This window comes from Streptomyces monticola (genome assembly GCF_042665355.1).
In the GTDB taxonomy this organism is placed as follows: domain Bacteria; phylum Actinomycetota; class Actinomycetes; order Streptomycetales; family Streptomycetaceae; genus Streptomyces; species Streptomyces monticola.
In genome coordinates this window covers 128,823-154,299 of sequence record NZ_JBHTCF010000007.1, presented here as the reverse complement: position 1 = coordinate 154,299, position 25,477 = coordinate 128,823, and the positions used below count along the sequence as shown (strand labels likewise).

Here is a 25,477-nt window from a genome sequence, read left to right as displayed (position 1 = left end):
TGGCAATGGCGCGGTAGATCGCAGCGACTCTCTTCAAAACACTGATCAACTTCCGTTTCGTGCCCAGTAATTCAAGGTTCAAGGAGCGGACGCAGATCCTCCGGATGTGGAAACCGCACCGCTTAACGTCCTGTTCATGACGCAGCTGGAAACCCGACCCCAGGGCGGAGACACGGTACGGGGCGTGCACTCCGCGGACGGTGGCGTACGGACCAAAGGGCTCGGCGGTAACTCCGTCGGACTCGTCGGCAGTGCCGTCATCGGTATCTCCACCGTCGCCCCCGTCTACTGCCTGACCTCGACCCTCGGCTCCACGACGGGCGAGGTCGGCGTGCAGATGCCCGCGGTCTTCCTGGCCGGTTTTCTGCCGATGCTGCTCGTGGCCTTCGCCTACCGCGAGCTCAACAAGGTGATGCCGGACTGCGGCACCTCCTTCACCTGGACCGTGCAGGCCTTCGGGCCGCGCGTGGGGTGGATGTGCGGCTGGGGCCTGGTGATCGCCACGATCATCGTGCTCTCGAATCTCGCCGGGGTCGCGACCTCGTACTTCTGGCTGCTCGCGGGCGAGATCACCGGCAGCGAACGGATCGCCGCCCTCGACGGCAACAAGGCCCTGCACATCGTCACGTGCCTCGCCCTCATCGCCGCCGCGACGGCCATCAGCTACCGCGGCATGACGGCCACGAAGGGCGTGCAGTACGCACTCGTCGGCCTCCAGCTCATCGTCCTCGCGGTCTTCGTGGCGATGGCCTTCCAGAAGGCGGGCGCGGGCGAGTTCGGCACGGGACTCGACTTCTCCTGGTCGTGGCTGAACCCGTTCGCCGTGCAGTCCTTCGCCGCCTTCACGGCCGGCCTTTCCCTCTCGATCTTCATGTACTGGGGCTGGGACGCCTGCCTGACGGCCAACGAGGAGACCAGCGGCAGCGAGAAGACGCCAGGACGTGCCGCGCTCATCGCGATGGTCGTGCTCGTCGGCTCCTACCTCGCCACCGCGGTCGCCGCCCAGATGGCCGTCGGCGCCGGCGACAAGGACCTCGGCCTCGGCAACCCCGACACCTCCGACAATGTCTTCGCCGCCCTGGCGGGCCCGGTGATGGGCCCGGTGCTCGGCATCCTGCTCTTCGTCGCGGTACTCGCCTCGGCCGCCGCCAGCCTGCAGACCACGTTCATTCCGGTGGCCCGCACGGTCCTCGCCATGTCGACGTACGAAGCCCTGCCGCCCGCGTACGCCCGGGTCCACCCGCGGTTCAAGACGCCGGGGCGCGCCACGGTCGTCGCGGGCGTCGCCACCGGCGTCTTCTACACCGTGATGACGCTGGTCAGCGAGCACGTCCTGGTCGACACGATCTACGCGCTCGGCCTCATGATCTGCTTCTACTACGCCCTGACGGCCTTTGCCTGCGCCTGGTACTTCCGCCGCGAACTCACCCGCTCCGCACGGGACTTCGTGTTCAAGGGCCTGTTCCCGCTGCTCGGCGGCACGCTCCTGACCGCGGTCTTCGGCAAGACCCTCTACGACATGTGGGACCCGGCCTACGGCAGCGGCTCATCGGTCCTCGGCGTCGGCTCGGTGTTCGTGATCGGCGTCGGCCTGCTGGTCCTCGGCCTGGTCATCATGATCATCACGGAGCGGCGAAGCCCGGCGTTCTTCCGGGGGGAAGTCCTGACGAGGAACACCCCGGCGCTGGTGGTCGCGGACTGATTCCCCAACCCCGCCGCAGGCGGATCAGGCGGGCCGCTTCGGCGTCAGCTCCGCCATCTTGCCCCAGCCCTCGGCCTCGGGGATCTCCACGTTGATGATCTCCGGGGTGTCCGCGATGGCCTCGGCCATGGCGTCCAGGCCCGCCTTGAAGTGGTCGGACTGAACGTGCGCCGCCCCGGCGTCGCGGTCCGCGAAAGCCTCCAGCAGAACGAACTGATGCGGATGGTCCGCACTGCGGGACCAGTCGAAGAACAGATTCCCGGGCTCGGCGCGCGTCGCGCGGGTGAAGTCGTCGACGAGGTCGAACCACTCGTCGCTGCGGTCGGCGTGAACGGTGAAGCGTACGGCGATGAAAATCATGGGTTCAGGGTGCGCGCTCCACAGCCCCGCGGCCAGCCGGACGCCACGGAATTCCGGCACCGTCGGAAACTCACAGCCGCCCGGCCGCCGCCCGGCGGACCACGGACCGCAGTTCCCCCTGCCGCCGCCGGAACGTCCGCGTCGGCACCGCCACGGACACCGCCTGCACCACGCCCGCACGCGGCCGGTCCGGCAGGGTCACCGCCAGGCAGGTGTACGCCGGGTCCGCCTCGCCCACCGAGACCGCGAGGCCCTGGGCCCGTACCCGGGCCAGCTCGGCCTCGAAGCGGTCGCCGGTGGTGATGGTGCGCTCGGTGAGCCGGGGCATGCCGTGGTCGTCGAGGTAGCGGCGGCGTGCGGTCCTGGGCAGCGCGGCGAGCAGCGCCTTGCCGTGGGCCGTGGCGTGCGCCCGCCGCTCGATGCCCGGTGTCCACGGCTCGGGGCCCGCGGCGGGCGCGGTGGTGTCGATCACGGTGATACGGCCGTCGTGGTACGTCGTGAAGTACGCCTCGGCCCCGGCCTCCCGCCGTACCCGGAGCAGCAGTTCCCCGATGCCGGGCCCGATCTGCAGATGGCTGCGGAACGCCTGGTGCAGGGCCGGCACCCGGGGCCCCGGCGCATAGCCCTCCGGGGTGCGGATCAGATGGCCGCGGGCGGTGAGCGGGCCGAGCAGGTGGTAGACGGTGGACAGGGCGCAGCCGAGCTCCCGGGCCAGCGTTTTGGCGGGGACCGGCCGGGGAGCGTCGGCCACGGCGTCCAGGATCTCCAGGGCCCGGTCGACGGACCGAGGGCCTGCGGGGCCGGTGGCGGGGGCGGTCATGCTCCCACCGTAAACCGCCCTACTCGCCCAGAAAGACCGGGTTCGTGAAGGCGGCCAGTGGCCCGGGGAGTCCCGGCACCTGCGCCGCTCGGCGTACCTCCGCGCGTACGTATGAGGCGTACGCGGGCGTCGTGCGCCACTCGACGGTGCCCGTGCCCGACTCGGGCAGGGCGGGCGACGTGAACAGGGTGCCCTGGTCCGTGACGAAGCGGATCGTGCAGCCGGGGGCGCCCTTGACGTCGAGGCGCACCGTCACGGGGGCGTCCGCGTCGACGGCGAGGCGTTCGCCGATGCCCGCACGCGCGCCCTTGCCGCCGGCCGCGGAGAAGTCCAGGGAGAGCGCGGAGGACTCGGCGACGTAGGAGCGGCCCGCCTTGATGCCCGCCAGGATCGCCTCGCGGGTCAGGTCGTCGGCGAGGACGACGGTCTGCGGGCCGCCGACGCGGTCGGGGTCGCGATGGGCGTCGCTGTTGCCCATGGCCGGGGTCCAGCGGCCGCCCCTGGCGGACTGCAGGGTGTTGTCCCAGGCCTGCAGGGACACCTCGTCGTCGGGGGTGTAGGGGCCGTTCCACACCTCCACCGCGTCCGCCTCGCCGAAGCCGAACTTCCAGTTGCAGCCGATGCAGGTGGCATGCGGATGGGCGGGTACGACCAGGCCGCCGGCCCGGCGGATCTCGCGGGCGTAGTGGCCGAAGCGGTTGTCGCGGGCGCGGTAGCGCCAGTCGATGAAGGTGCCGGGGTCCGTGCCGAGGGCGACGACATGGCCGTTGCGGGTGGTGACCTCTTCGCCGAGCAGGATCAGCAGGTCGTCACCCGCCTGGTCGGCCCAATGGGCGTGCGCGGCATGGGTGTTGTGCTCGGAGCTGTTGATGAAGTCGAGGCCCGCCGCCCGTGCCAGGGCGGCGATCTCCGCGGGTGTGCGGCGGCCGTCCGAGTACCAGGAGTGCAGATGGCAGTCGCCGCGGTACCAGGCGCGGCCGCGGCCCTTGGCGCGCTCCGGCGGGTACTTCGGCTTCGGGGCGGTGCCGGGGGTGCCGTACCGCAGCGTGATGGTGACCTCGTAGGGGAGGCCTTCGGGTGCGACCGTGTAGGGGCCGAGCGCGATGTGCCAGGTGCCGGGTTTGATGCGGCCCGGGATGTAGCCGGGTGTCGCGTCGTCGGCGCGGATGAAGAACTCGGTGCGGGCGCCGCCCGACCAGCCGCGGAAGCCCTTGCCGCCGAGGCCGGTGCCGCGCTCGTCGAAGATGCCGATGTCGAGGGCGTTGCCCTGGGTGCCCGGCGGCACCGGCGTCTTGGTGTAGGTGTACGCGACGTGCAACTCCCGCACACCGGAAGGGACTTCGACGGGCAGATAGACATAGTCCGGGGACCCGGTGGGCAGCGTTCCGCGCACCACTTTGGTTTCTTCGTCGTCGCGTCGTTCCGTGCCGCGCTCATCGGCGCTCGCGAAGCTCACGCTGTTCAACGTAAGCGCGGCGGCGGCCGACGTCACGAGCAGTCCGCGTCTGTTCAGGCGGTGTCGTGAGGCGTGTTGCGGGTGGTGTTCGTCCATGCACATGGCGGCGGCTCCCCAGAGGGCGGGCGGTACGGACGGGACGTACGGCAACCCTGGTATTGAGCCGTGAACTCCCCGGCAAGGGAAGGGGACGGGCGGCTTGCGCTCAGTCGCCGTTCTTCGAGCGGCGGCCGCGGTTGCGGGCGAAGAGCACGATGACGAGCAGCACGACGACGATGAAGAGCAGCAGTACCACCGTGCCGAAGGAGCTCTTCTTCTTTTTCTTCTTCTTCGGCTTCATGGCCTGCTGGGTGTACGCGTCGGCCGTCGAGCCGGTGACCGGTGCCGCCTTGAACTGGCCGTTCGTGACGGCGGGTTGAGGGGTGTTGGCGTACGCCGCGGAAGGCGCCGCGGACACGGCGGGCGCGGCACCGCCGAAGAGGGCGCCCAGGAGCAGCAGTACGGTCGCGAAGCGAAGTCGCATGGCAGACATGGCAGGCATGATGACGTATCGCGCCGGTGACTCATAGGGCACGGTCACCCTGTCGTGCGAGTACGCGCCATGGGCCGGGGGCACACGCCATGGACCGGCTGTGGAGTTCGCGCCATGGACTAATGGAGCCGATCCGGCTAGGGATGCCGCATGCGGATCTCCACGACGGTCTTCATGACGGACCAGACGATCGGCCCGGTGCGGCTTGCCAGGGCCCTGGAGGAGCGGGGCTTCGCCGGGCTCTACCTCCCCGAGCACACGCACATCCCCGTCTCCCGCGAGTCCCCGTACCCGGGCGGAGTGCTGCCCCCGGAGTGCGGCCGGATGCTGAACCCTTTCGTGGCGCTCGCGCAGGCCGCCGCGGTCACCGAGCGCCTGGGGCTCGGCACCAACATCACCCTGGTCGCCCAGCACGACCCGATCGACCTGGCCAAGCAGATCGCCACCCTCGACCATCTGTCCGGTGGCCGCCTCACCCTGGGCATCGGCTACGGCTGGAACCGTGAGGAGGCCGAGGACCACGGCGTCGACTGGGCCCGGCGGCGGGCGCTCGTACGTGAGTCCATGGCCGTGATGCGGGCGCTCTGGGCGGATGAACCGACCGCGTACGAGGGTGAGTTGAGGGGCGTACGGGCGAGTGAGGCGTACCCGAAGCCGGTGCGGGCACCGCGGCGGCGCAAGAGCGGGCCGCCGCTGTACGGCCCGCGGACCCTGATCGGTGCCCCCGCGGGGCCGGCCGGCTTCGCGCGGATCGCCGCGTACGCGGACGGCTGGATGCCGGTCGGCGGCTCCGGGCTCGGCACGTCGCTGCCCGCGCTGCGCGCCGCCTGGGCGGACGCGGGCCGCGACCCGGACGATCTGTATGTGGCCCTGTCCGCGGTCGAGCCGAGCGCCGGAAAGCTCGCCCACTACCGGGAGTCGGGCGTCGACGAGGTGATCCTGCAGCTGCCGCCCGCGGGGGAGCGGGAGGTGATGGGCGTACTGGACGCGTACGCCCGGCACCTCACGTAGTGGTGCTCGCCTCCGCCTCGGCGCCCTCCGGGATGGAGTCCATGAAGGAGCTCACGGAGAACACCGCGCGCCCCGGCCCGGCCGGGCCGTAGCCGGGCGGGGAGGTGAGACCGAACTCCTCCAGGGTCGCGCGATAGGTCTCCAGGAGCCGGATGTGGTACTCCAGCGGGGCGCCCTGCGGGTTGGCCTTGCCGAGCGGGGTGGTCGGCTCCGGGCACCAGGTGGTGAAGCGCGGCACGACGCCGTTCGACATGAAGAACCTCAGGCCCTCATGCGTGGAGGCGATGGCCTCGTCGACGGTCCGGAAGCCGTACGGCTCGGCCATCTCGACACCGGCGACGAAGTTCGGGATCACATTGCGGGCCCCGAACACCTCGGTGGAGTCCAGGATCCGCTTGTGCCACTCGGCACGGCCGACGTAGCGCTCCTTGCCCGGGCAGTACAGCTCGAAGAGCCGCTTGTCCCACACCTCGAAGTTCGGGTGGTAGATCTGGATGCCGTAGTCGTGGAAGCGCTTGACGTCGTCCAGGGGCAGCGCCTGCGCGACGACCTTGCCGATCCAGCGGCGCGGGAACATCTCCTCGATGGCCTTGGCGTAGCTGCCGTAGAAGTCGGCCTCGTCCTTGCCGCCGACCTTCGAGGTGATGGAGCCGCCGGTCAGGGTGTAGGCGGTGGAGGTCTTCGCGGTGTCGTACGTGTCGATGATCTGCAGCGCCTCAAGGATCTCGTCCGAGGGCTTCACACCGGTGTACGGCCGCCCGGCCGCCTTGTGCTGGCGCCAGTTGTGGTTGATGTCGCAGTACTGGCACTCCTCCTTGGCGCCGAAGTACTGGCACACCCGGAAGACGGTGAGATAGATCAGGTAGCCCCACTGGATGGTGGGTGCCACCTCCATCACGGACTTCCCGTTGGACAGCTTGTGCCGGTAGTACTCCGGCATCGGCGGCAGACCGACGTCCGAGATCCGCCGGCCGTCGAGATACAGGCCGAGGCTGCCGTCCTCGCCGCCCTTGACGACATACGGCGAATCGGGGTTGACCCGCACGGAGACGACGGTGCGGCGCAGCTCGTAGGGGCCGCCGGTGAGGACGATCTCCTCCGGCGGCCGGTTCAGGGCGGCCTTGCCCAGCTCCGGCAGGGTGCGGTGGTCGAAGGAGAAGATGAAGTACGACTTCGGCTTGACGTCGCCGCCGGTCCCGTCGGCCCCGCCGCTGAGCGCGGAATCGTCGAAGGCCATGCCGCCACGCAGCAGGTCTTCCTTGATCACGGCCTCGCGCGGTACGTGCGGGAAGCGCTCCATCAGATCTTCGACCAGGGCTGTGCGGCTAGGGCTCTCCATGTCCCCATTGGAACAGAGTGGGCGGCCGGACCCGGGACCGGGGCCTTTCGCCGTTCGACCTGAATATGTCGTCAGCGACATATAGGCTGGGTGCGTGGACCAGCTCTACGTGATCGAGATCGAGCCCGAGGTGCGCGCGTGGCTCGCCACTCTTCCGCCCCGGCACTTCCTCAAGGTCGACGAGTACGCCGGCCTGCTCGCCGAACACCCGACGACTCTGGGCGAGCCGTACGCACGTCATCTTGGTGATGGCGTGCGTGAGCTGCGCCCGACGCTGGGCGGTGCGGAGATACGCATCACGTATTGACTGACCCCACACCGCACGGCGGTGCTCCTGACGGTGTTCCGGAAGACGCGGATGCCTGAGGACGCCGAGGTGGCGCGTGCCAAACCCCCGCAGAAGGTCTGCGCGGCCGAGCATGGTCCCGCCCACGAGGAGTTTCTGCGGGTCGTCGAGGAAGGGGAAGTCTGACCATGAGCCACAGCCGATGGAAGAGCCTGCGCGAGCGCAAGCTCGCCGAGGGGTTCAGGGAGCCGGACGACGTAGTCGAAGCCCGGCGCGAGATCCGGCTGTCGATGGCGCTCGCCCGAGCCGTGTACGAGCGGCGCACCGAGCTCGGGCTCACCCAGACCCAGCTCGCGGAGCGGGCCGGGCTCACGCAGGCGAAGGTCTCACGGATCGAGGGGTCCGACACCGTGCCGACCCTGCCTCTTCTCGCCAGGCTGGCCGGCGCCCTCGACGCGTCGCTCAACATCGCGCTCGACGACGACAGCACCGAGGTCGTCTTCACGGCACATGGCACCGACGCGGCCTGAGCGTCACCCACGCGGCGAGGAGAATTCCCCGCACCCGTGTGCAACTCCCCATACCACCGGGGCGCAGCCACCCCCTTGACCCGCTCGTATCCTCGGTCCATGACGGATCAACAGGCCCCCGTGCCCCCCTCCGTGCAGCCGCCCACCGCCAACTCCATGCGCAGAGCCCTCAAGCGAGCCAGGGACGGGGTCGCGCTCGATGTGGCCGAAGCGACCGTGCTGCTGCAGGCGCGGGGTGCTGATCTGGAGGATCTTGCCGCGTCCGCCGCCCGGGTGCGGGACGCGGGCCTGGAGGCAGCCGGCCGACCGGGCGTCCTCACGTACTCGAAGAGCGTGTTCATCCCGCTCACCCGCCTGTGCCGGGACCGCTGCCACTACTGCACCTTCGCCACCGTCCCCGGCAAGCTGCGCCGCGCCGGCCACGGCATGTTCATGTCCCCCGACGAGGTGCTCGACATCTGCCGCCGCGGCGCCGAACTCGGCTGCAAGGAAGCCCTGATCACCCTCGGCGACAAGCCGGAGGACCGCTGGCCCGAGGCCCGCGAGTGGCTGGACGCGCACGGCTACGACGACACCATCGCGTACGTACGCGCCATCTCCATCCGCATCCTGGAGGAGACGGGCCTGCTGCCGCACCTCAACCCCGGCGTCATGTCCTGGACCGACTTCCAGCGGCTCAAGCCCGTCTCGCCGTCCATGGGCCTGATGCTGGAGACCACGGCGCAGCGCCTGTGGAGCGAGCCCGGCGGCCCGCACCACGGCTCGCCCGACAAGGAACCCGCCGTGCGTCTGCGGCACCTGGAGGACGCGGGCCGCAGCTCCGTGCCGCTCACCAGCGGGCTGCTCCTCGGCATCGGCGAGAACCCGCAGGAGCGCGCCGAGTCACTGTTCGCGCTGCGCCGGATCGCCCGCGCCTACCACGGCATTCAGGAGCTGATCCTGCAGAACTTCCGCGCCAAGCCGGACACGGCGATGCGCGGGATGCCGGACGCCGAGCTCGACGACCTCGTGGCGACCGTCGCCGTCGCCCGGCACATCATGGGCCCGTCGGGCTGTCTGCAGGCCCCGCCCAACCTCGTCGACGACGAGTACGCCCGGCTCATCGGCGCCGGCATCGACGACTGGGGCGGCGTCTCGCCGATCACCCCGGACCATGTGAACCCCGAGCGGCCCTGGCCCCAGATCGACGAACTCGTCGCCAAGTCGGCCGAGTCGGGGTTCCGGCTCGAAGAACGCCTCTGTGTGTACCCGGAGTTCATCCAGCGCGGCGAACCCTGGCTCGACCCGCGCGTCCTGCCCCACGTGCGCGCCCTCGCCGACCCGGCGACCGGCCTCGCGAACCCTGATGCCGAGGTGCGCGGACTGCCCTGGCAGGAGCCCGAGGACACCTTCGTCCCCTCCGGGCGCACCGATCTGCACGCCACCATCGACACCGAGGGCCGCACCTCCGACCGCCGTGACGACTTCGACGAGGTGTACGGCGACTGGGAGTCCCTGCGCGAGGCCGCCGCGCCCGGCATGGTGCCCTCGCGCATCGACGGCGACGTACGCGCCGCCCTCGCCACCGCCGCCGACGACCCGACCCGGCTCACCGACGACGAGGCGCTCGCTCTGCTGCACGCGGACGGACCGGCGCTCGACGCCCTGACCCGGATCGCCGACGACGTACGCAAGTCCGTGGTCGGTGACGACGTCACGTACATCGTCACGCGGAACATCAACTTCACCAATGTCTGCTACACCGGCTGCCGCTTCTGCGCCTTCGCGCAGCGCCGCACCGACGCCGACGCGTACACCCTGTCCCTCTCCCAGGTCGCCGACCGTGCCGAACAGGCCTGGGAGGTGGGCGCGGTGGAGGTCTGCATGCAGGGCGGCATCCACCCCGACCTGCCGGGCAGCGCCTACTTCGACATCGCGCGTGCGGTGAAGGAACGCGTACCGGGCATGCATGTGCACGCCTTCTCGCCGATGGAGGTCGTCAACGGCGCGACCAGGACCGGGCTTTCGATCCGTGAATGGCTCACGCAGGCCAAGGAGGCGGGGCTCGACTCCCTGCCCGGCACGGCCGCGGAGATCCTCGACGACGAGGTCCGCTGGATCCTCACCAAGGGCAAGCTGCCCACGGCCACCTGGATCGAGGTCGTGAAGACCGCCCACGAACTGGGCCTGCGGACCTCGTCGACGATGATGTACGGGCATGTGGACCAGCCCCGGCACTGGCTCGGCCATCTGCGCACCCTCGCCGGCATACAGCAGGAGACGGGCGGCTTCACGGAGTTCGTGACGCTGCCGTTCATCCACACCAACGCCCCGGTCTACCTCGCGGGCATCGCCCGCCCCGGCCCGACCACCCGCGACAACCGCGCCGTCACGGCCATGGCCCGGCTCCTCCTCCACCCGCACATCCCCCATATCCAGACCAGCTGGGTGAAGCTGGGCACGGAGGGCGCGGCGGAGATGCTGCGCTCCGGCGCGAACGACCTGGGCGGCACGCTCATGGAGGAGACCATCTCCCGGATGGCGGGCTCCAGTTACGGCTCGTACCGCTCCATCAAGGACCTCATCGCCATCGCGGACGCGGCGGGCCGCCCTGCCAGGCCCCGCACGACGCTGTACGGCGAGGTGCCGGGGGAGCGGCAGCGGGCGGCGGCGGACTCGGACGGGCATCTGCCTGAGCTGTTGCCGGTGGTGGACTCAAAATGAGCCCGTCCGGCGATTGAGGACGAGCCCGGAGGGCGATCTGCGGTGCGCCGGACGACGGTCCTTTCAAAAGTGACCTCAGGGGCGACTCCGTACAAACCTTTCCGGACCTGAACGGTCAGTTCCCGGTCGATTACAGTGCTGCGCACAAGAGCCGTGGGGGCCCGTCGGGGCACAGGACATCATGGGAGGGGGCGCCGTGAGCGCAGCAGTGACAGCCGTCTGGGGCCGAGCCGAACAGCAGGACTTCCGCAGCCGGGTGCGCGGAGCCCTGCTCGGGGCCGCGGTCGGCGACGCGCTCGGCGCACCCCTCGCGGGTCTGACGCTCGACGAGATACGCGCCGAGCACGGCCCGGACGGCCTGACCGACCTCGCTCCGGCGTACGGCAGACGCGGCGCCGTCACCGCCGCGACCCAGCTCGCCCTGTTCACCGTCGACGGCCTGATACGCGCGCAGGTGCGCCGTGACACCGGCGCCTGGCACCCGCCCACCGATGTGCACCGGGCGCACCGCCGCTGGTCCGCCACGCAGCACGAGTGGGGCCCGGACGAGCGCCGCAAGGAAGACGGCTGGCTGGCCCGCGAGGAGTGGCTGTACGCCCGGCGTGACCCCGCCCGCGCCTGCCTCGCCGGCTTCGGTGACGAGACGATGGGCACCCTCGACACCCCCAGGAACCCCGCCGAGCGCGGCCCGGAGGCGGTCACGCGCTCGGGCCCCTTCGGTCTTCTCGTCGGCTGGGAACCGCAGTTGGTGATCCAGCTGGCCGTCGAGTGCGCGGTGCAGACCCACGGGCACCCCTCGGCGTATCTGTCCGCGGGCGCGCACGCGGTCATCGTGCACGCGCTGGCCCGCGGGGAGTCCCTGGACGGCGCCGTGCAGCGCGCCCTCTCACTGATCGCCGCGCGCCCCGGCCACCAGCCCGTCACGGACGCCCTGAAGCAGGCGCTCGGCGCGGTACGCCAGGGCATGCCGAGCCCCGCCCGCGTGGAGTCACTCGCGGAGGAGGGCACGGGGGACGCGGTGCTCGGGGCGGCGGTGTACTGCGCGACCGTGTGCGAGGACATCAGGCACGGACTGCTCCTGGCCGCGAACCACGGCGGCGCCTCGGCCGCGGTCGCGTCTCTCACGGGCGCGATGCTGGGCGCCCTGCACGGCGAGACGGCCCTCCCGCCCGGCTGGCTGGCCGAGTTGGAGGGCCGTGCGGCGATGCTGGAACTCGCGGACGACTTCGCGATGGAGATGACGCAGGGCCCGGCCCTGCACGGCCCGGCCGGTTCGTCACCGGGCTGGCTGGCCCGGTACCCGAGGGCTTGAGCGATCGGGCACCGGGGCCACGGGCCTCGCATCGGGGCCACCGGCCGCACACCGGGGCCACCGGCCGCACACCGGGGCCACCGGCCGCACACCGGGCTCACCGGCCTCATACCGGGTCGGCCTCCAACTTCCGGTCCACCTCAGCCCGTTCGGCCGCGCTCGGGTCGCTGTTCAGGGACTCCACCATCTCTGCCCGCTCCGGTGAGCCCTCCGGCTTCAGCAGGCCGACCCCGACGTACAGGACGAGTGAGGTGAGCACCGGCGTGCCCACGGTCACCGTCTGGCTGGCGTCCTCGACGACCCCGTAAAGATAGGCCCACACGGCCAGGCCGCCCGCCCAGGACGTGATCGCCGCCGTGGGCCCGGTGCGCTTGAACCAGGGCAGCAGGCCCAGCATCAGCGGGATCGAGATCGGCCCCATCGTGGCCGCCACGACGGAGACCACGACCGTCATGATGAACCCGTCCGGATCGGCGCTCAGCGCGATCGACATGGACACCGCGACGAAGGCGACCGTGGTGATCCGGGCGAACAGCAGCTGCTGCGCCTGCGTGAAGCGGCGCACCTTCGGCACCAGTACCGGCACCAGGTCACGGGTGATGACCGCGGTGATCACATTGGAGTCGGAGGCCACCATGGCCATGGTGTGCGAGAAGAACCCGGCGAGCAGCAGTCCGATGATGCCGGTGGGCAGCAGCTCCTGCGCGAGCATGATGTACGAGCGCTCCGCGTTGCCGATGTCCGGCACGATCAGCGGCGCCGCGATCATCGGGATGAACAGGATCAGCGGCCACACCAGCCACAGGGCGCTGGACAGCAGGGCCGACCTCTTGGCGCGGCTGCCCGAGGGCGAGGCCATGTAGCGCTGCGCCAGGTTCCACATGCCGCCGTTGTACTCGAAGGTCTTCACGAGCAGGAACGCCATGATGAGCCCGGTCGTGACGGTGCCGTTGACCGGGTCGCTGTGCGAGGCGGGCAGCTTGTCCCACATGGTCCACAGCGAGGAGACCCCGCCGAGGTGGGCCATCACGGCGACGAGCATGGCGATACCGGCGACGGCCTGGATGACGAACTGCCCGAAGTCCGTGAGCACATCGGCCCAGAGGCCGCCGAAGGCCATGTAGAACATGGTGCAGACACCGGTGAGCGTGATCCCCCAGAACAGCGGGATGTCGGCGAAGCCCTGCAGCAGGACCGCGATCGCGACCCACTTGGCGGCGATGTCCACGACCTTGAGCAACGCGCCGCTGTAGGCGAGGAGTTGCTGGGTCGGCAGGTTGTAGCGCACGGCGAGATACTCAAGCGGCGAGTCCACCCCGTGCTTCGCGCGCAGCCTGTTCCAGCGTGCGGCGAAGACGAAGGCGCCGACGCCGATGCCGATGCCGATGGTCAGGGGCCACCAGAAGTAGACGGTGATGCCGTAGTCGTACGCGACGGCCGCGAAGGTGACGAACATGATCGCGCTGTAGCCGGACATGTGGTGCGAGATGCCGGACAGCCACCAGGGGATGCGACCCCGTGCGGTGAAGAAGTCCGCGACGTTGTGGACGCGCGTCTTCGACCACACGCCGATGCCGACCATGACGAAGAAGTAGCCGCCGAGCACGACCCAGTCGAGACTCTGCATGTGCCCCTCCCGGGGTCCGCCTTGTGAACTGCGCTGCACGGATGGGCACTTCGCGAGAACAGGCCGAGACGGCCGCGAAGCGCCCGCTCATCGTGGGCGGGGCGGACAGGCGGCGACAACAGCACGTTGAGTCAAGAGACTGCAAAATAGTTCGAGTTGGTGACCTCCGTTCACATCCATGACCCGCTAGATGGTGCTCGAAGAAGCTCGTCAGCGCATCAGTTCACCCGCGTTCACCAGCAGCGACTGCCCCGTGATCGCCCGCGCCCGGTCGGAGGCCAGGAACACGCACGCGTCCGCGACATCCCCGTCCGTGGCCAGGTCGGGCAGCGCCATCCGTTCGCTGAGCCGGCGCTTAACCTCGTCCTCCGGCACGCCCTCGGTGTGCGCGGTGAACTGGACGTACGCCTCCACCGGCGGACCCCACATCCACCCCGGCTGGACGGTGTTGACCCGGATGCGGTCCGGGCCGAGCTCGCGGGCCAGGGAGTACATAGCCGAGACGAGCCCGCCCTTGGAGGCCGCGTACGCCGCCTGCCGCACCTGCGAGGGCGCCGCGACCGACGACTGCGTACCGACGAGGACGAGTGCGCCGCCGCGCTCCTTCAGCGCCGGCAGGCAGGCACGTGACATCCGCAGGGTGCCCAGGAGATTGACGTCGATCACGCCCTTCCAGGTCTCCAGGTCCGCGTCCTGAAGGCCCCCGAAGTAGCTGTCCCAGGCGGCGACTTGGACCAACGCGTCGATCCGCCCGAAGCGCTCGACCGCCAGGGCCGCGAGCGCCTCGCACTGGGACTCGTCGGTGATGTCGGTGGGGCGGTACGCCGTGTGCGCGCCGCCCGGGTCGATCTCCGCGGCCGCCTTGGCGAGATTGGCCTCCGTGCGGGCGCCCAGGACGGCATTGCCCCCGTCGTGCACCACGGCGGCGGCGACCTCGTGGCCGAGCCCGGCGCCGACTCCGGAGACGATCACTGTCTTTCCTTCGAGAAGCATGAGCGGCTCCGCGAGTCTGGTGGATTTTCTGACGGAGCGTCAGAGTAGGTCCGTCGTACGCAGGAAGGAAGCCGCGTGCGGGAAGAAAGCCGCGTTCAGGAAGGGATGGGGAGTGGCATGGGCGAGGAGACCCGCAGCGAGACCTACGCGGAGCTGGCGGCCGTCGGCCCGTACGGAGTGCACCCGGGGCATGCCCTGATCACCATGGTCGAGCCGCACCCGGGCCATGAGTACGCGTACAACCGCTGGTACGAGGACGACCACTACTACGCGGGCGCCATGGCCATGCCCTGGATGTACTCCGGGCGGCGCTGGGTGGCCACCCGCGACCTCCAGCTGTTGCGCTACCCGGAGAAGTCGGCCGTCGCGCAGCCGGTCACCTCGGGGTGCTATATCTCCACGTACTGGATCACCGACGGGCGCTACGACGAGCACATGAAGTGGACCGTCGGCATCAACAAACGCCTCAACCGCGACGGCCGCGTCTATCAGGACCGCACCCATGTCTTCACGGCCTTCCAGGACCACGTGGGGACCGTCTACCGCGACGGCGCCGCCGGGCCGCGTGACTACCACGCACTCGACCACCCCTATCAAGGCCTGGTCGTGGAGGTCATCGACTCCGAAGGCCCGGAGCAGCGCGCGGAGTTGGCCGAATGGCTGCGCGCGAAGCATCTTCCGCGCAAGCTCAGCGGGGCGCCGGCCGCGATGGTGGTGCTGTTCCGGCCGACGCCTCTGCCGGGGGACCGGATGTCGTACGTCAAGCAGGTCGAAGGCGTCGACGACCGGTTGACGCTGCTGTGGTTTCTGCAGTCCGATCCCCGTGACTGCTGGCAGGAGCACTTCGCCGGGCGTGTGGACGAGGTGGCTCAAGCGGGCCTGGGGCGGGTCGAGTTGGTGGCGCCGTTCATCCCTACCGTGCCGGGGACGAATACGTACGTGGACCAGCTGCGGTAGCCCGGCAGGTGCGCCGGACGGGGCCGGTTCGGATGGGGCGGGGGCCGGTGCGGGCAAGGGCCGAGCCCCCTCGGCCGGGACGGCGGGCCAGTCGAGAGGGCTCTTCAGTGGTGCTGTGACGCTCATGCGGTTGTCTATGCGGTTGTCTATGCGGTTGTCCCCATATATGCGGTCGCCATAAGGGCAGTTGCCATAAGGGCGGTGAGCATAGGGGCATCAGTCGAGGTCAAAAGCTCCCCGGCCGACCTGTCCGACGAATGCGCTCCAGGAATCCGATGTGAACGCGATCGACGGTCCGGAGGGGACCTTCGAGTCACGCACATCGATGGCGTGCATCATCGGGGACTTGATCTCCACACATGCGCCGTTTCCGGTGGAATAGGAGGACTTGATCCAAGTGTCCGTGGCGCCCTGTTGAATTGCCATGTTCGCTCCGCTTGCCAGTTGCCGGATGAATGGTTGTGTTGCCAACGACTTGTTCGTGCTCGTTGCTGCTTGAAGTTGGCGTGATCGACGCTACTCGCCAACATCGAAGCACGAAGCGGCCATTCACTCGACCGGATGGCATATACCGGATGGGTCTTCCGCCCCGATGTGGCGAAGGTGTACCGTGCGGCACCTTCCCGATCTGGGGCCTTCCATGTCCGCATTCCGGGGCTCTGCGGGGGTGGTTCGGCGGTACGACGGTACGCCGGTGGTACGGCCCCGCCACGCCCCCGGATCAGCGGGCGTAGTCCTTGACGACGTCCGAGATGAACTGGCGGGTCTGCTCCACGTTCAGCGCCTGTGCCCTCAAGTGTTCGTACATCACGCTGTATTTCTGGACGTCGTTGGCTTTCTCCAGATAGAGATCGCTGGTGACACCCTCGATGTAGACCACGCTGGAATCGGACGCATCAGGGAACTCAAGAATCGCGTACTGCCCGTTCACCCCAGGGTGCGCTCCCATGGTGAACGGCATCACCTGCACCGTGACATGGGGCAGGTGGGACATCTCCACCAGATGCTCGAGTTGATCGATCATCAATTGCTTGTCAGCCACGAGACGGCGCAGCGCGGCCTCGTCCAGAACCGCCCACAAACGCAAAGGCGCCTCATCGGCGTTGATCCGTTCCTGGCGGCGCATTCGGACCTGCACCCGCTTTTCGATATCGGTGGTCGCCGTCTCCGGCAGCGCGCCGGCGATCAGTGCCTCCGCATACGCACGGGTCTGCAACAGGCCGGGAACGACCTGGGGCTCGTACACCCGAAGTGAAGCGGCGTCCGTCTCCAGTCCGATGTAAACGCTGTAGGGAATATCGCCGAAGGCATGCCACCAGCCCTGCTGGCGGCTGTCCTTGGCCATCTGCATCAGCGAATCGACGATGCGGTGGTCCTCGACTTCGTACACACCGCAGAGATCGCGCACATCGCGCTGACTGATGCTCCGCCGACCGTTCTCGAGGCGGCTGATCTTCGACTGCGAGACGAGCAGCCGCTCCGCCACCTCCTCCGCCGTCATGCCCTTGAGCTCACGGAGCCTGCGCAGCTCCTGCCCAAGGCGGCGTCGCCTGACGGTGGGATTGACATTGGACGCCACGGGACGTGCACCTCCGGCTACGTGCCTCTACTTTGCGTATCTGCTGCTCAGCAGAGTGCCACCAAGGGAGGTCACACCGCTGGGAAACAGCGGATATGCGGCGCCCGGCAACGGCTGCCGGCAGCGGTTCCCGGTAACAGGTCAGGGGGCGGCGGGTCCGGCCGGCGACGAGTGACCGGATCCGGATATACGGGTGCGCGGGGCGGCGGGCCGGGCGATACCGACGGTGTCCCCTCGGTCTCCGGCCACCACCCCGCGCTACCCAGCGGCTCCCGAACCGGGTCTCGGGGGACTTCGGTGCGGCACTGGTACGTGTGGTGCGGATGGTGCGGTGATGCTGGTACTTCCTCGAACTGCCAGTTGAACTACCTGGTGAACTGCTAGGTGAACTGCTTGTTGAACTGCCTCGCTGAGGTGAGGTGTTGCTACGCGCCGGACCTCAGTGGGCCACGGCCCGTGCCATCGGACCCCGGCGTGGCTGCATCGGAACCCTGGCCGAAGAGCCGGTCTCCGAAGCTGTGGCGCGTTCGGGCTTGCGGCCCGTCGCCGGAGAGCGGCGGGGTTGGGCCGCCACTCCGTTCTGGACGTCCATGACGGCGTGCGCCACGAGGCCGCCCATGGGGTCGTGCCTGATCAGATCCCGGAGCCTGGAGCGCGATGAACGCCCCTCGTTCCCGGGGTAGAGGTGCTTGCCGAGTCCGACCGCGTGGGCCAGTGCGGCGAGCGCCGCGGTCCGCGGGTCCGGCGGTACACCGGTGCGGATCGCCGAGTCCAGCCGGGTCCTGATCTCCCGGCTGATCGCCGTGTCCGTCGCTTGGTAGCGAGTCGTCGGCAGCACCCCGCACATCTGACCGGCGACGGCGTGCACCATGCCGCACCGCTCCAGATGCGAGAGATAAGTCTGGCGCAGCCCCAGTCGGGGCCCGCCGATCCAGTGGACCGCCCGCACCGGAGCCCCGCGCCTGCGGAGTAGTTCCAGTGCACAGTCCAGAGTCGGATCTCCTGTCGGCCGTGGTGCTACCACGGCGATACGATCCCCGTCTGGGGCTATCCGTCCGGCCAGCGCCAGCTCTACTAGCTGAGCTCCGGCCAGACCTAGGTCGAGCGACTGCGGCTGCGCTGTGGTACCCGTGGCCGGGTCCAGAGCGAGCAGCAGAAGCTCCTCCGGAATTGTTCTGCGGCTCCTGCCCATCCATGCCTCCCCGCGTGGATGAATGACAGGGTGACCCCTCTCACATTGGTCTGTCGAGAGTGCCTGCCCGGTTGGTACGGGAACCGGCAGGTATGTCGTTCTCGTCTACCACGGGGGTTAAGCCCTCACACAGGACACTGGTACATGGTTCGGACACCGGGGTCCGGGCCGCGGGGCGACTCGCGGGCACAGGACGTACAGCACGTACGGCGCAGTACGGGCGTAAGGCGTAAGGCGTATCGAGGAGGCATTGGTGGCGGGCGAGACCCCCGACAGGTCGGAGCAGCGGAAGTCTTCGGGCAAGCGTGAGCCGTCGGGCGGGCGCGAGCCGGAGGCGCCCGATCCGCGGCTCGCGGTGACCTCCCCGCGTGTCGACCAGCCGACCGCGGTCTTCTCGACGCGGGCGGCGCAGGACGCGGCCGACGCGGCGGATGCCGCGGATGCGGCTGGTGCCGCGGATGCCGCAGCGGAGCGGCAGTCCGACGCCGACGAGCCCGACGCCGCGGCCGCCGACGCGGAGGAGCGGGCCGGCGGCGAGCGGGACGGGGAGGAGTCCCGCGCTGCCGAGCCGGAGCCGGAGGCTGAGCCGGAGCCGGAGGCTGAGCTTGCGTCGAAGTCCGGCTCCGACTCCGAGTCGGGACCGGCCGACGATTCCAAGGACGCCCGTCTGCGGGCTGCGGTTGCGGCGTGGGTCGCGGGCACCGACGAGGACGATGCATCTCGGCCAGTGGGCGAGGGCGGCGAGGACGCCGCCGCGGAGGAGCCCGGGGCCGGGGCCGATGAGTCCGGCGAACCCGATGGGGAGCAGGGGGCCGAGACGGAGGCCGAGACGGAAGCCTCGGAGGCTCCTGACGCCCAAGAGCCTGGCGTGCCCGAGGAGTCGGAGGCGTCGGAGGCGCCGGAGGAATCCGCGGCGTCGGAGGCGGCTGGGGTGGAGAAGCCCGAGGCGTCGGAGGCGGCTGGGGTGGAGAAGCCCGAGGCGTCGGAGGCGGCAGGGGCGGAGAAGCCCGACGAGGCCGCATCGGCTGACGAGCCCGAATCGGCTGACGACGCCGCATCGGCCGACGAGGCCGAGGAGCCCACCACGGCCGCTGCCGAGGAGCCGGAGGAGCCTGCCACGGCCTCGGCCGACGAGCCCGAATCGGGTGCCGAGCCCGCCAAGGCCGCCGAGCCCCAAAAGCCCGCCGAGCCCGCCGAGCCTGAAGCGCCCGAAGAGTCCGAAACGGCCGCGGCCCCCGCCGAGCCCGAAGTGGCCGAAAAAGCCAAGCCCGTTGACCAGCCCACCGCCGTCTTCAAGACCACGCGGCCCGCCGTCGATCAGCCGACGGCGATGCTCAAGCTGCCCGCGGACGCCGTGGATGCCGCGGACAAGGCCAAGGGCGCCAAGCCGACGGACAAGGCGACCGACAAGGACAAGGAACCCGGCGAGGACTCCGCCGGCGAGGCCAAGGCAGGCGGCCAGGCGGAAGCGCCGAAGTCCGAGTCCGAGGCCGAACGCACCAGCAAATTCGTCGCCCTCAAGCCGCTCGACGAGCCCGCCCCCGTCAAGCCGCCGAAGCCCGCGACGCCGCCGGCCGAGCAGCCCGCCGCCGCACCGGCCCCGAAGGCCGAAGAGGCCCCGACCGCCGGCCCCGAGCGCACCACGCAGCAGCCGTTGCCGCCCAAGCCGCCGATCGATCTGCTCGCCGAGCTGACCAATCGGCCGCCGCCGCCGGAGACCGCCCTGCGTACCACCGTGCGCCGGGTGAAGATCTGGACGCCGCTCCTGATCCTGCTCCTTGTTCTCTTTGCAGTCGCGCAGGTCGTACGCCCGCTTCCGACCCCGACGCTCGCGCTCACCGCGCAGGAGGAGTTCAGCTTCGACGGCAGCAAGCCGAACCTGCCGTGGCCGACCGAGGGTCAGGCCGTCGTGGACGTGGACGGCATCGGCAGCCTGGGGTCGTACGGCGACCAGAAGCCGATCCCGATCGGCAGCGTCGCCAAGGTCATGACCGCCTATCTGATCCTCAAGGAGCACAAGGAGGACGACACCCTCAAGATCGACAAGGCGGCCGCCGACCACTTCGAAAGCGGCGAGAAGGCGAGGGAGTCGGTGGTCAAGGTCGAGGAGGGCCAGACGATCACCGTCAAGGAAGCCATCCAGGACATCATGCTGCCGTCCGCGAACAACATCGCGAAGCTCCTGGCCCGCTGGGACAGCGACGGTGACGAGGAGGCGTTCGTGAAGAAGATGAACGCCGCCGCCAAGGAACTCGGCATGAAGAACACCAAGTACACGGACGCGAGCGGTCTGGAGGAGACCACCGCAAGCACCGCCGTGGACCAGGTGAAGCTCGGCAAGGCCGCCATGGAGATCCCGCTGTTCAAGGAGATCGTCCGGATGCCGAAGTTCAAGTCCACCACGTCCGACCGGAACCAGGACATGAGGAACTTCAACAAGCTGGTCCCGCTCTTCGGCGTCGTCGGCATCAAGACCGGCTCCACCACCAAGGCGGGCGGCAATCTGCTGTTCGCCGCGGAGAAGGAGATCGGCGGCACCAACCAGCTGATCGTCGGTGCCGTGTTCGGCCAGCACCTGCCGCCGATCATCGACACCGCGACCGCGAAGAGCAAGGAACTGATCCTGCGGACGCAGGAGTTGCTCGAGAGCAAGGCGGTCGTGAAGAAGGGCGACGTCGTCGGCCACGTGGACGACGGCCTCGGCGGCACCACCCCGGTGGTCGCCACCAAGAACGTCTCCGCCGTGGGCTGGCCGGGCCTGACCGTCAAGCTCGCCCTCGCCGACGGCGGCAAGACCGTGCCGCACACGGCGAAGGCGGGAACCGAGGTCGGTGTCCTGACCGTCGGCGACGGCAAGAAGGGCGGCGTGAAGGTTCCGGTCGCCCTCCAGGAGGAGCTGGTGGAACCGGGCTTCGGGTCCAAGCTGACCCGTCTGGGCTGAGCGCGGGGGACCGTTCCGGTTCAGGGGGAGCCCGCAAGGGCTCCCCCTTCGCGGCTGCGTGCTAGCGTCGCGAGACCGGCAGTCGGACGCATGAACGCACCGACCGCCAACTGCCGGGCACCGCAAGCAGAGCCATGAGCACAGCGAGTGAGCCGTAAGCAGATCATGACCGGATCTGTGGGGACGAACACGGGGAGAGCCTTCAGTGGCGACTGCGGGGCCGACGCGCGCAGACGACGACGCCAACCGGGGCGCGGGCGCAGGCAAGAGCACGGGCACGAGCACGGGCGCGGGCACGAGCACGGGCACGGGCGCGGGCACCGGCCTGGCCGTCGCGGACACCGGCACGCGAATACGGCTGCCGGGCCAGCGCAGCACCGAACCCGAAGGGCCGGGCCCCACCCGCGGTGAGCGTCTGCGCCGCATCGGCCGGCACCCGGTCACGCTCGTCACGGCCACCGCGGCCGTGCTGCACCTCGCCTGGTTCTTCACGTTCGCGAGCAGCGGCGGCGACCTCGCCGCCCAGGACGCCTGGGCCGAGTTCGTCGGCCGGCACCCCGACTCGGCGTACAACCTCGCCTGGTACGGCGGGATGCACCCGGTGTCGTACAGCGTCGTGTCGCCGTATCTGATGCACATGCTCGGCGTACGGACGACGATGATGATCGCCGGCACGGTCTCCGCCGCGCTCATCACGCTCATCGTGATCCGCACTCGGGCGGTCAGAAATCCTCTGCCGCCCGCGTTCGCCGGGGTCTTCGCACTGTTCTGCAACGCCGTTTCGGGCCGCGTGACCTTCGGTCTCGGCCTGATGTTCGCGCTCGGCGCGGTGGCGGCGGTCTTCTGCTGGCCGTACCGCTGGCGCCACAACCGCTGGGGCAAGGCGGCCGTGGCGGCGCCGCTCGCGGGCCTGGCCACCGCGGGCTCGCCGGTCGCCGGACTGTTCGTGGGCCTGGTCGCGGCCGCGCTGTTCCTGCAGGGCAGGCGTCCTGGCGCGTATGCGCTGGGGCTCGCGCCGGTGGCGGTCGTGGCGCTGTCGGCCTGGCTGTTCCCGTTCTCCGGTACGCAGCCGATGGCACTCCTGACGGCGGTCCTTCCGCTGCTGTTCGGCGTCGCGATCTACCTCCTGGTGCCCGCGGACTGGCGGACGGTGCGGCTCACGGCGGGCGTCTACGTCATCGGCGTACTGCTCGCCACGGCGCTCGACTCGCAGATCGGCTCCAACATCACCCGGCTCCCGATGCTCTTCGCCGGGGTCGTCCTGATCGCCGCGCTGCCCTTCACGGTGGCGCGCAGCCGCAAGTGGTACGCGGTGCTCGTGGCCTTCGTCAGCCTGACGGCATGGATCGGCTTCAAGTCCGTCGACGATGTCGTGCACACCACTCCGGAGGCGTCCTGGGCGCGTGAACTGGCGCCGCTGGTCAACCAGTTGCAGAACGCCGACGCCGAAAAGGGCCGGGTGGAGGTGGTCCCGGCCCGCAGCCACCGCGAGGCATCCGCCCTCGCCCCGTATGTCAATCTGGCCCGCGGCTGGAACCGTCAGGCCGATATGGAGCGCAATCCGCTCTTCTACGACGACACCCTGAACTCCGCCAACTACCGCGAGTGGCTGCGGCGCTGGGCCGTGCACTACGTCGTCCTGCCCAAGGGTGAGCCGGACGGCGACGGCGGGCAGCGCGAGCGGGAACTGGTGCAGAAGGGCCAGCCGTATCTGAAGCAGATCTGGGGCGACACCAACTGGCAGCTCTTCGAGGTCACCGGGGCCACCCCGCTCGCCGACCCGCCCGCGACCGTGCAGCGCGCCGAGCAGGGCGAGTGGACGATCACCGTGAAGACCCCCGGCCGGGTGCTGATCCGGATTCCCTACTCGCCCTGGCTCGGCCTGGTCGACCCCGACGGCAAGGGGGTCCAGGCGCCGCGCGAGACCGAGGAGTCCAAGGCCCGCCCGGACGGCGAGCCGAAGTCGTACCGCAACGTCAGCGGCTGTCTCGCCGAGACGGCGGCGGACGGATTCGGCGACCGCTGGACCGAACTCCTCGCCCCGCGCGCGGGCACCTACCGCCTGGCCGCCCCCTACCAACTGCCCCGCGGCACGCCGTGCCCCGAGGAGCTGCGCGGATCGGTCCGGTGACCGGCGGATGAGAAGGGGCGGGAGGTCCGCTCCTGGTTGTCCCTGGTTGTCCCTGGTTGTCCCTGGTTGGCCCCTGGTGCAAGGTCAGAAAATACGTGGACGCGATCCCCGGACCTGGCTAACGTGCCGGTCATGTCCAGCCCCGAGTCGTCAAGACGCTAGCCACCGGCCTTCGTCCGGTGGCTTCTAAGCAGCCTTGAGCAAGTCCGGTGCGCTTTGGCGTGCCCCAAAGGGGCGCGGGGAACTGCGCGACCAGCCACGACGCACCCGCAGATGATGCACCGGACTTCCCGCGGAGCGCTTAGTGCCGCTGCTCAAGCCCTCGCGCGAACTGCCGTGCCGGGCCGCTGAGTTACGCGCCGCCGCCGGATCACCGCCGTAGAGACACGGGCTGTCACATACCTACTTCCTGAGCCATGCGCGTACTGCCGTGTGTGCTTTATGCATGTCGTGCCGTGTGCACGTACTGCCGCGCGCCCGTACTGCCATGGCTGGAGCCTTGCCATGCCTCTAGTGATCCACCTGCTCGGACTCGCGGTCTTCGCCATGGGTACGTCCGAGTTCATGCTGTCCGGGCTCGGCCCCGGCATCGCGGCGGACCTGAATGTCTCGATCCCCGCAGCGGGCGCGCTGACCTCGGCATTCGCCGTGGGAATGATCATCGGCGCACCGCTGATGGCGATCCTGAGCCTGCGCTGGTCCCGCCGACGCGCACTCCTCGCCTTCCTGGGCGTCTTCCTCCTGGTCCATGTCATCGGCGCGCTCACCACCAGCTTCGGCGTGCTGCTCGCCACCCGGATCGCCGGTGCGTTCGCCAACGCCGGGTTCCTCGCGGTCGCCCTGGTCACCGCGGTCTCCCTGGTCGACGAGAACGCCAAGGGCCGGGCCACCTCCGCCCTGCTCGGCGGCGTCACCATCGCCTGCGTCGTGGGAGTGCCCGGCGGCGCTCTGCTCGGCCAACTCTGGGGCTGGCGCGCCGCGTTCTGGGCGGTGGCACTGGTGACGGTGCCGGCGCTCGTGGCGATCACGCGCTCCGTACCGTCCAGCGCTCCCGGGGGCGCCCAGGCTCCGAACGCGCGCCGCGAACTGCGTGCCCTGCGCAGCCCCCGCCTCCTGCTGACCCTGCTGCTCGGTGCGCTGGTGAACGGTGCGACGTTCTGCTCGTTCACCTATCTCGCCCCGCTGCTCACGGAAGTCACGGGTCTCGGCCGGGCCTGGATCCCCGCGCTGCTCGCGCTCTTCGGCCTCGGCTCCTTCGTGGGCGTCACGGTCGCGGGCCGGATCGCGGACGTACGCCCGCGCCCGCTGCTCGTCACCGGTTCGCTGCTCCTCCTGGCGGGCTGGCCGGTCTTCGCGCTGGTGGCCGGGAGCCCGGTACCGGCGACGATCCTGGTCTTCGTCCAGGGAGCCCTCTCGTTCGCGGTCGGCTCCACACTGATCGCCCGGGCTCTGTACGCGGCGACGGAGGCCCCGACCCTGGCCGGCGGTTATGCGACGGCGGCCTTCAACGTGGGCGGCGCACTCGGCCCATGGCTCGGCGGCCTCCCCCTCACGGCAGGTCTCGGCTACCGCTCACCCCTGTGGGTCAGCGCCCTGCTGGTGGCGCTCGCGGTGCTGGTCGCGGGCACGGCACGAGCACTGACGCCACACCGGCGGCCGCTGCCACAGCCGGCCCGTAGCGCCCAGAACTCCCTGTCCTAGGGCGCGAACTCCCTGTCCCGGGGCGCGAACTCCCTGTCCCGGGGCGCGGAACTTCCCGTCCTTGGGCGTGGAAGTCCCCGTCCCGGGGCGTGGAAGTCCCCGTCCTGGGGCGCGGAACAGGAACCGGAGGCGGAGATGGGCTCGGGCCCGGCTGTTGGACGGGGGAGCCGCCGGGCCCGAGGTGCGCAGGCCGTCTCCCGCTCCTGCGCATGTGCTGCCGCCGAGGGCGACCGTCGGGCGATGAGCGGCGCCGACTCCGCTCATGCCGTCATCTGCTGCCTCACGGGATAACCGGAGGAGCCCAC

General features: G+C 70.0%; 20 protein-coding genes. 10 read left to right on the top strand and 10 right to left on the bottom strand.

The window, feature by feature from the left end; all coding sequences use genetic code 11:
- The first annotated feature begins 136 nt into the window (after positions 1-136).
- The gene (locus ACFQVC_RS18735) at positions 137-1,702 is read left to right on the top strand and encodes an APC family permease (RefSeq protein WP_381831600.1); all 1,566 of its coding nucleotides are present in this window, start codon (positions 137-139) and stop codon (positions 1,700-1,702) included.
- A 24-nt stretch (positions 1,703-1,726) separates the two neighbouring features.
- Here ACFQVC_RS18735 and ACFQVC_RS18730 read toward each other — a convergent pair whose 3' ends face one another.
- The 4 genes from ACFQVC_RS18730 to ACFQVC_RS18715 form a co-directional block, all read right to left on the bottom strand.
- Entirely contained in the window at positions 1,727-2,062 is a 336-nt protein-coding gene (locus ACFQVC_RS18730; protein ID WP_381831599.1) for a putative quinol monooxygenase, read from the bottom strand.
- Between the two features lie 70 nt (positions 2,063-2,132).
- Positions 2,133-2,882: an IclR family transcriptional regulator gene (locus tag ACFQVC_RS18725; protein WP_381831598.1), complete on the bottom strand. Its 750-nt coding sequence runs from the start codon at positions 2,880-2,882 to the stop codon at positions 2,133-2,135.
- 19 nt (positions 2,883-2,901) lie between these two features.
- Positions 2,902-4,440 (bottom strand): CehA/McbA family metallohydrolase, encoded by a 1,539-nt coding sequence (locus tag ACFQVC_RS18720; protein WP_381831597.1) that lies wholly within the window; start codon positions 4,438-4,440, stop codon positions 2,902-2,904.
- Positions 4,441-4,543: 103 nt separating this feature from the next.
- Positions 4,544-4,870, bottom strand: coding sequence for a hypothetical protein (locus ACFQVC_RS18715; protein WP_381831596.1), 327 nt, complete (start codon positions 4,868-4,870; stop codon positions 4,544-4,546).
- Positions 4,871-5,020: 150 nt separating this feature from the next.
- On the opposite strand from ACFQVC_RS18715, the gene ACFQVC_RS18710 reads away from it, so the two are divergent.
- On the top strand, positions 5,021-5,881 hold the full coding sequence (locus ACFQVC_RS18710) for an LLM class F420-dependent oxidoreductase (RefSeq protein WP_381831595.1): 861 nt from the start codon (positions 5,021-5,023) through the stop codon (positions 5,879-5,881).
- Here ACFQVC_RS18710 and ACFQVC_RS18705 read toward each other — a convergent pair.
- On the bottom strand, positions 5,874-7,220 hold the full coding sequence (locus ACFQVC_RS18705) for a radical SAM protein (protein WP_381831594.1): 1,347 nt from the start codon (positions 7,218-7,220) through the stop codon (positions 5,874-5,876). The genes ACFQVC_RS18710 and ACFQVC_RS18705 overlap by 8 nt on opposite strands.
- A 94-nt stretch (positions 7,221-7,314) precedes the next feature.
- Between ACFQVC_RS18705 and ACFQVC_RS18700 the strand changes: the two genes are divergently transcribed.
- From ACFQVC_RS18700 to ACFQVC_RS18685, 4 genes are all read left to right on the top strand, one after another.
- Entirely contained in the window at positions 7,315-7,527 is a 213-nt protein-coding gene (locus ACFQVC_RS18700; protein WP_381831593.1) for a type II toxin-antitoxin system RelE/ParE family toxin, read from the top strand.
- Positions 7,528-7,694: 167 nt separating this feature from the next.
- Positions 7,695-8,036, top strand: a complete 342-nt coding sequence (locus ACFQVC_RS18695; protein WP_381831592.1) for a helix-turn-helix domain-containing protein — start codon at positions 7,695-7,697, stop codon at positions 8,034-8,036.
- Between the two features lie 99 nt (positions 8,037-8,135).
- A complete protein-coding gene (locus tag ACFQVC_RS18690; protein WP_381831591.1) occupies positions 8,136-10,739 on the top strand; it encodes a bifunctional FO biosynthesis protein CofGH in 2,604 nt (867 codons plus the stop codon).
- Positions 10,740-10,920: 181 nt separating this feature from the next.
- Positions 10,921-12,051, top strand: coding sequence for an ADP-ribosylglycohydrolase family protein (locus ACFQVC_RS18685; RefSeq protein ID WP_381831590.1), 1,131 nt, complete (start codon positions 10,921-10,923; stop codon positions 12,049-12,051).
- Between the two features lie 106 nt (positions 12,052-12,157).
- On the opposite strand, the gene ACFQVC_RS18680 is transcribed toward ACFQVC_RS18685, so the two are convergent.
- Together ACFQVC_RS18680 and ACFQVC_RS18675 are read right to left on the bottom strand one after the other, a co-directional pair.
- Complete coding sequence (locus tag ACFQVC_RS18680) at positions 12,158-13,678, bottom strand: sodium:solute symporter family protein (RefSeq protein WP_381831589.1); 1,521 nt, start codon at positions 13,676-13,678, stop codon at positions 12,158-12,160.
- A 210-nt stretch (positions 13,679-13,888) separates the two neighbouring features.
- Positions 13,889-14,671 (bottom strand): SDR family oxidoreductase, encoded by a 783-nt coding sequence (locus ACFQVC_RS18675; protein ID WP_381831588.1) that lies wholly within the window; start codon positions 14,669-14,671, stop codon positions 13,889-13,891.
- Between the two features lie 117 nt (positions 14,672-14,788).
- Between ACFQVC_RS18675 and ACFQVC_RS18670 the strand changes: the two genes are divergently transcribed.
- Positions 14,789-15,628: a hypothetical protein gene (locus ACFQVC_RS18670; protein WP_381831587.1), complete on the top strand. Its 840-nt coding sequence runs from the start codon at positions 14,789-14,791 to the stop codon at positions 15,626-15,628.
- 216 nt (positions 15,629-15,844) lie between these two features.
- Here ACFQVC_RS18670 and ACFQVC_RS18665 read toward each other — a convergent pair whose 3' ends face one another.
- The 3 genes from ACFQVC_RS18665 to ACFQVC_RS18655 form a co-directional block, all read right to left on the bottom strand.
- Complete coding sequence (locus ACFQVC_RS18665; protein ID WP_381831586.1) at positions 15,845-16,054, bottom strand: DUF397 domain-containing protein; 210 nt, start codon at positions 16,052-16,054, stop codon at positions 15,845-15,847.
- Between the two features lie 295 nt (positions 16,055-16,349).
- The gene (locus ACFQVC_RS18660; protein ID WP_381831585.1) at positions 16,350-17,207 is read right to left on the bottom strand and encodes a helix-turn-helix domain-containing protein; all 858 of its coding nucleotides are present in this window, start codon (positions 17,205-17,207) and stop codon (positions 16,350-16,352) included.
- 439 nt (positions 17,208-17,646) lie between these two features.
- The gene (locus ACFQVC_RS18655) at positions 17,647-18,399 is read right to left on the bottom strand and encodes a GOLPH3/VPS74 family protein (RefSeq protein WP_381831584.1); all 753 of its coding nucleotides are present in this window, start codon (positions 18,397-18,399) and stop codon (positions 17,647-17,649) included.
- A 253-nt stretch (positions 18,400-18,652) separates the two neighbouring features.
- Here ACFQVC_RS18655 and ACFQVC_RS18650 point away from each other — a divergent pair, with 253 nt between their 5' ends.
- From ACFQVC_RS18650 to ACFQVC_RS18640, 3 genes are all read left to right on the top strand, one after another.
- Positions 18,653-21,340, top strand: a complete 2,688-nt coding sequence (locus tag ACFQVC_RS18650; protein ID WP_381831583.1) for a D-alanyl-D-alanine carboxypeptidase — start codon at positions 18,653-18,655, stop codon at positions 21,338-21,340.
- 205 nt (positions 21,341-21,545) lie between these two features.
- Positions 21,546-23,471, top strand: a complete 1,926-nt coding sequence (locus ACFQVC_RS18645; RefSeq protein WP_381831582.1) for a DUF2339 domain-containing protein — start codon at positions 21,546-21,548, stop codon at positions 23,469-23,471.
- A gap of 504 nt (positions 23,472-23,975) precedes the next feature.
- On the top strand, positions 23,976-25,172 hold the full coding sequence (locus ACFQVC_RS18640; protein WP_381831581.1) for a Cmx/CmrA family chloramphenicol efflux MFS transporter: 1,197 nt from the start codon (positions 23,976-23,978) through the stop codon (positions 25,170-25,172).
- Positions 25,173-25,477: the final 305 nt, after the last annotated feature.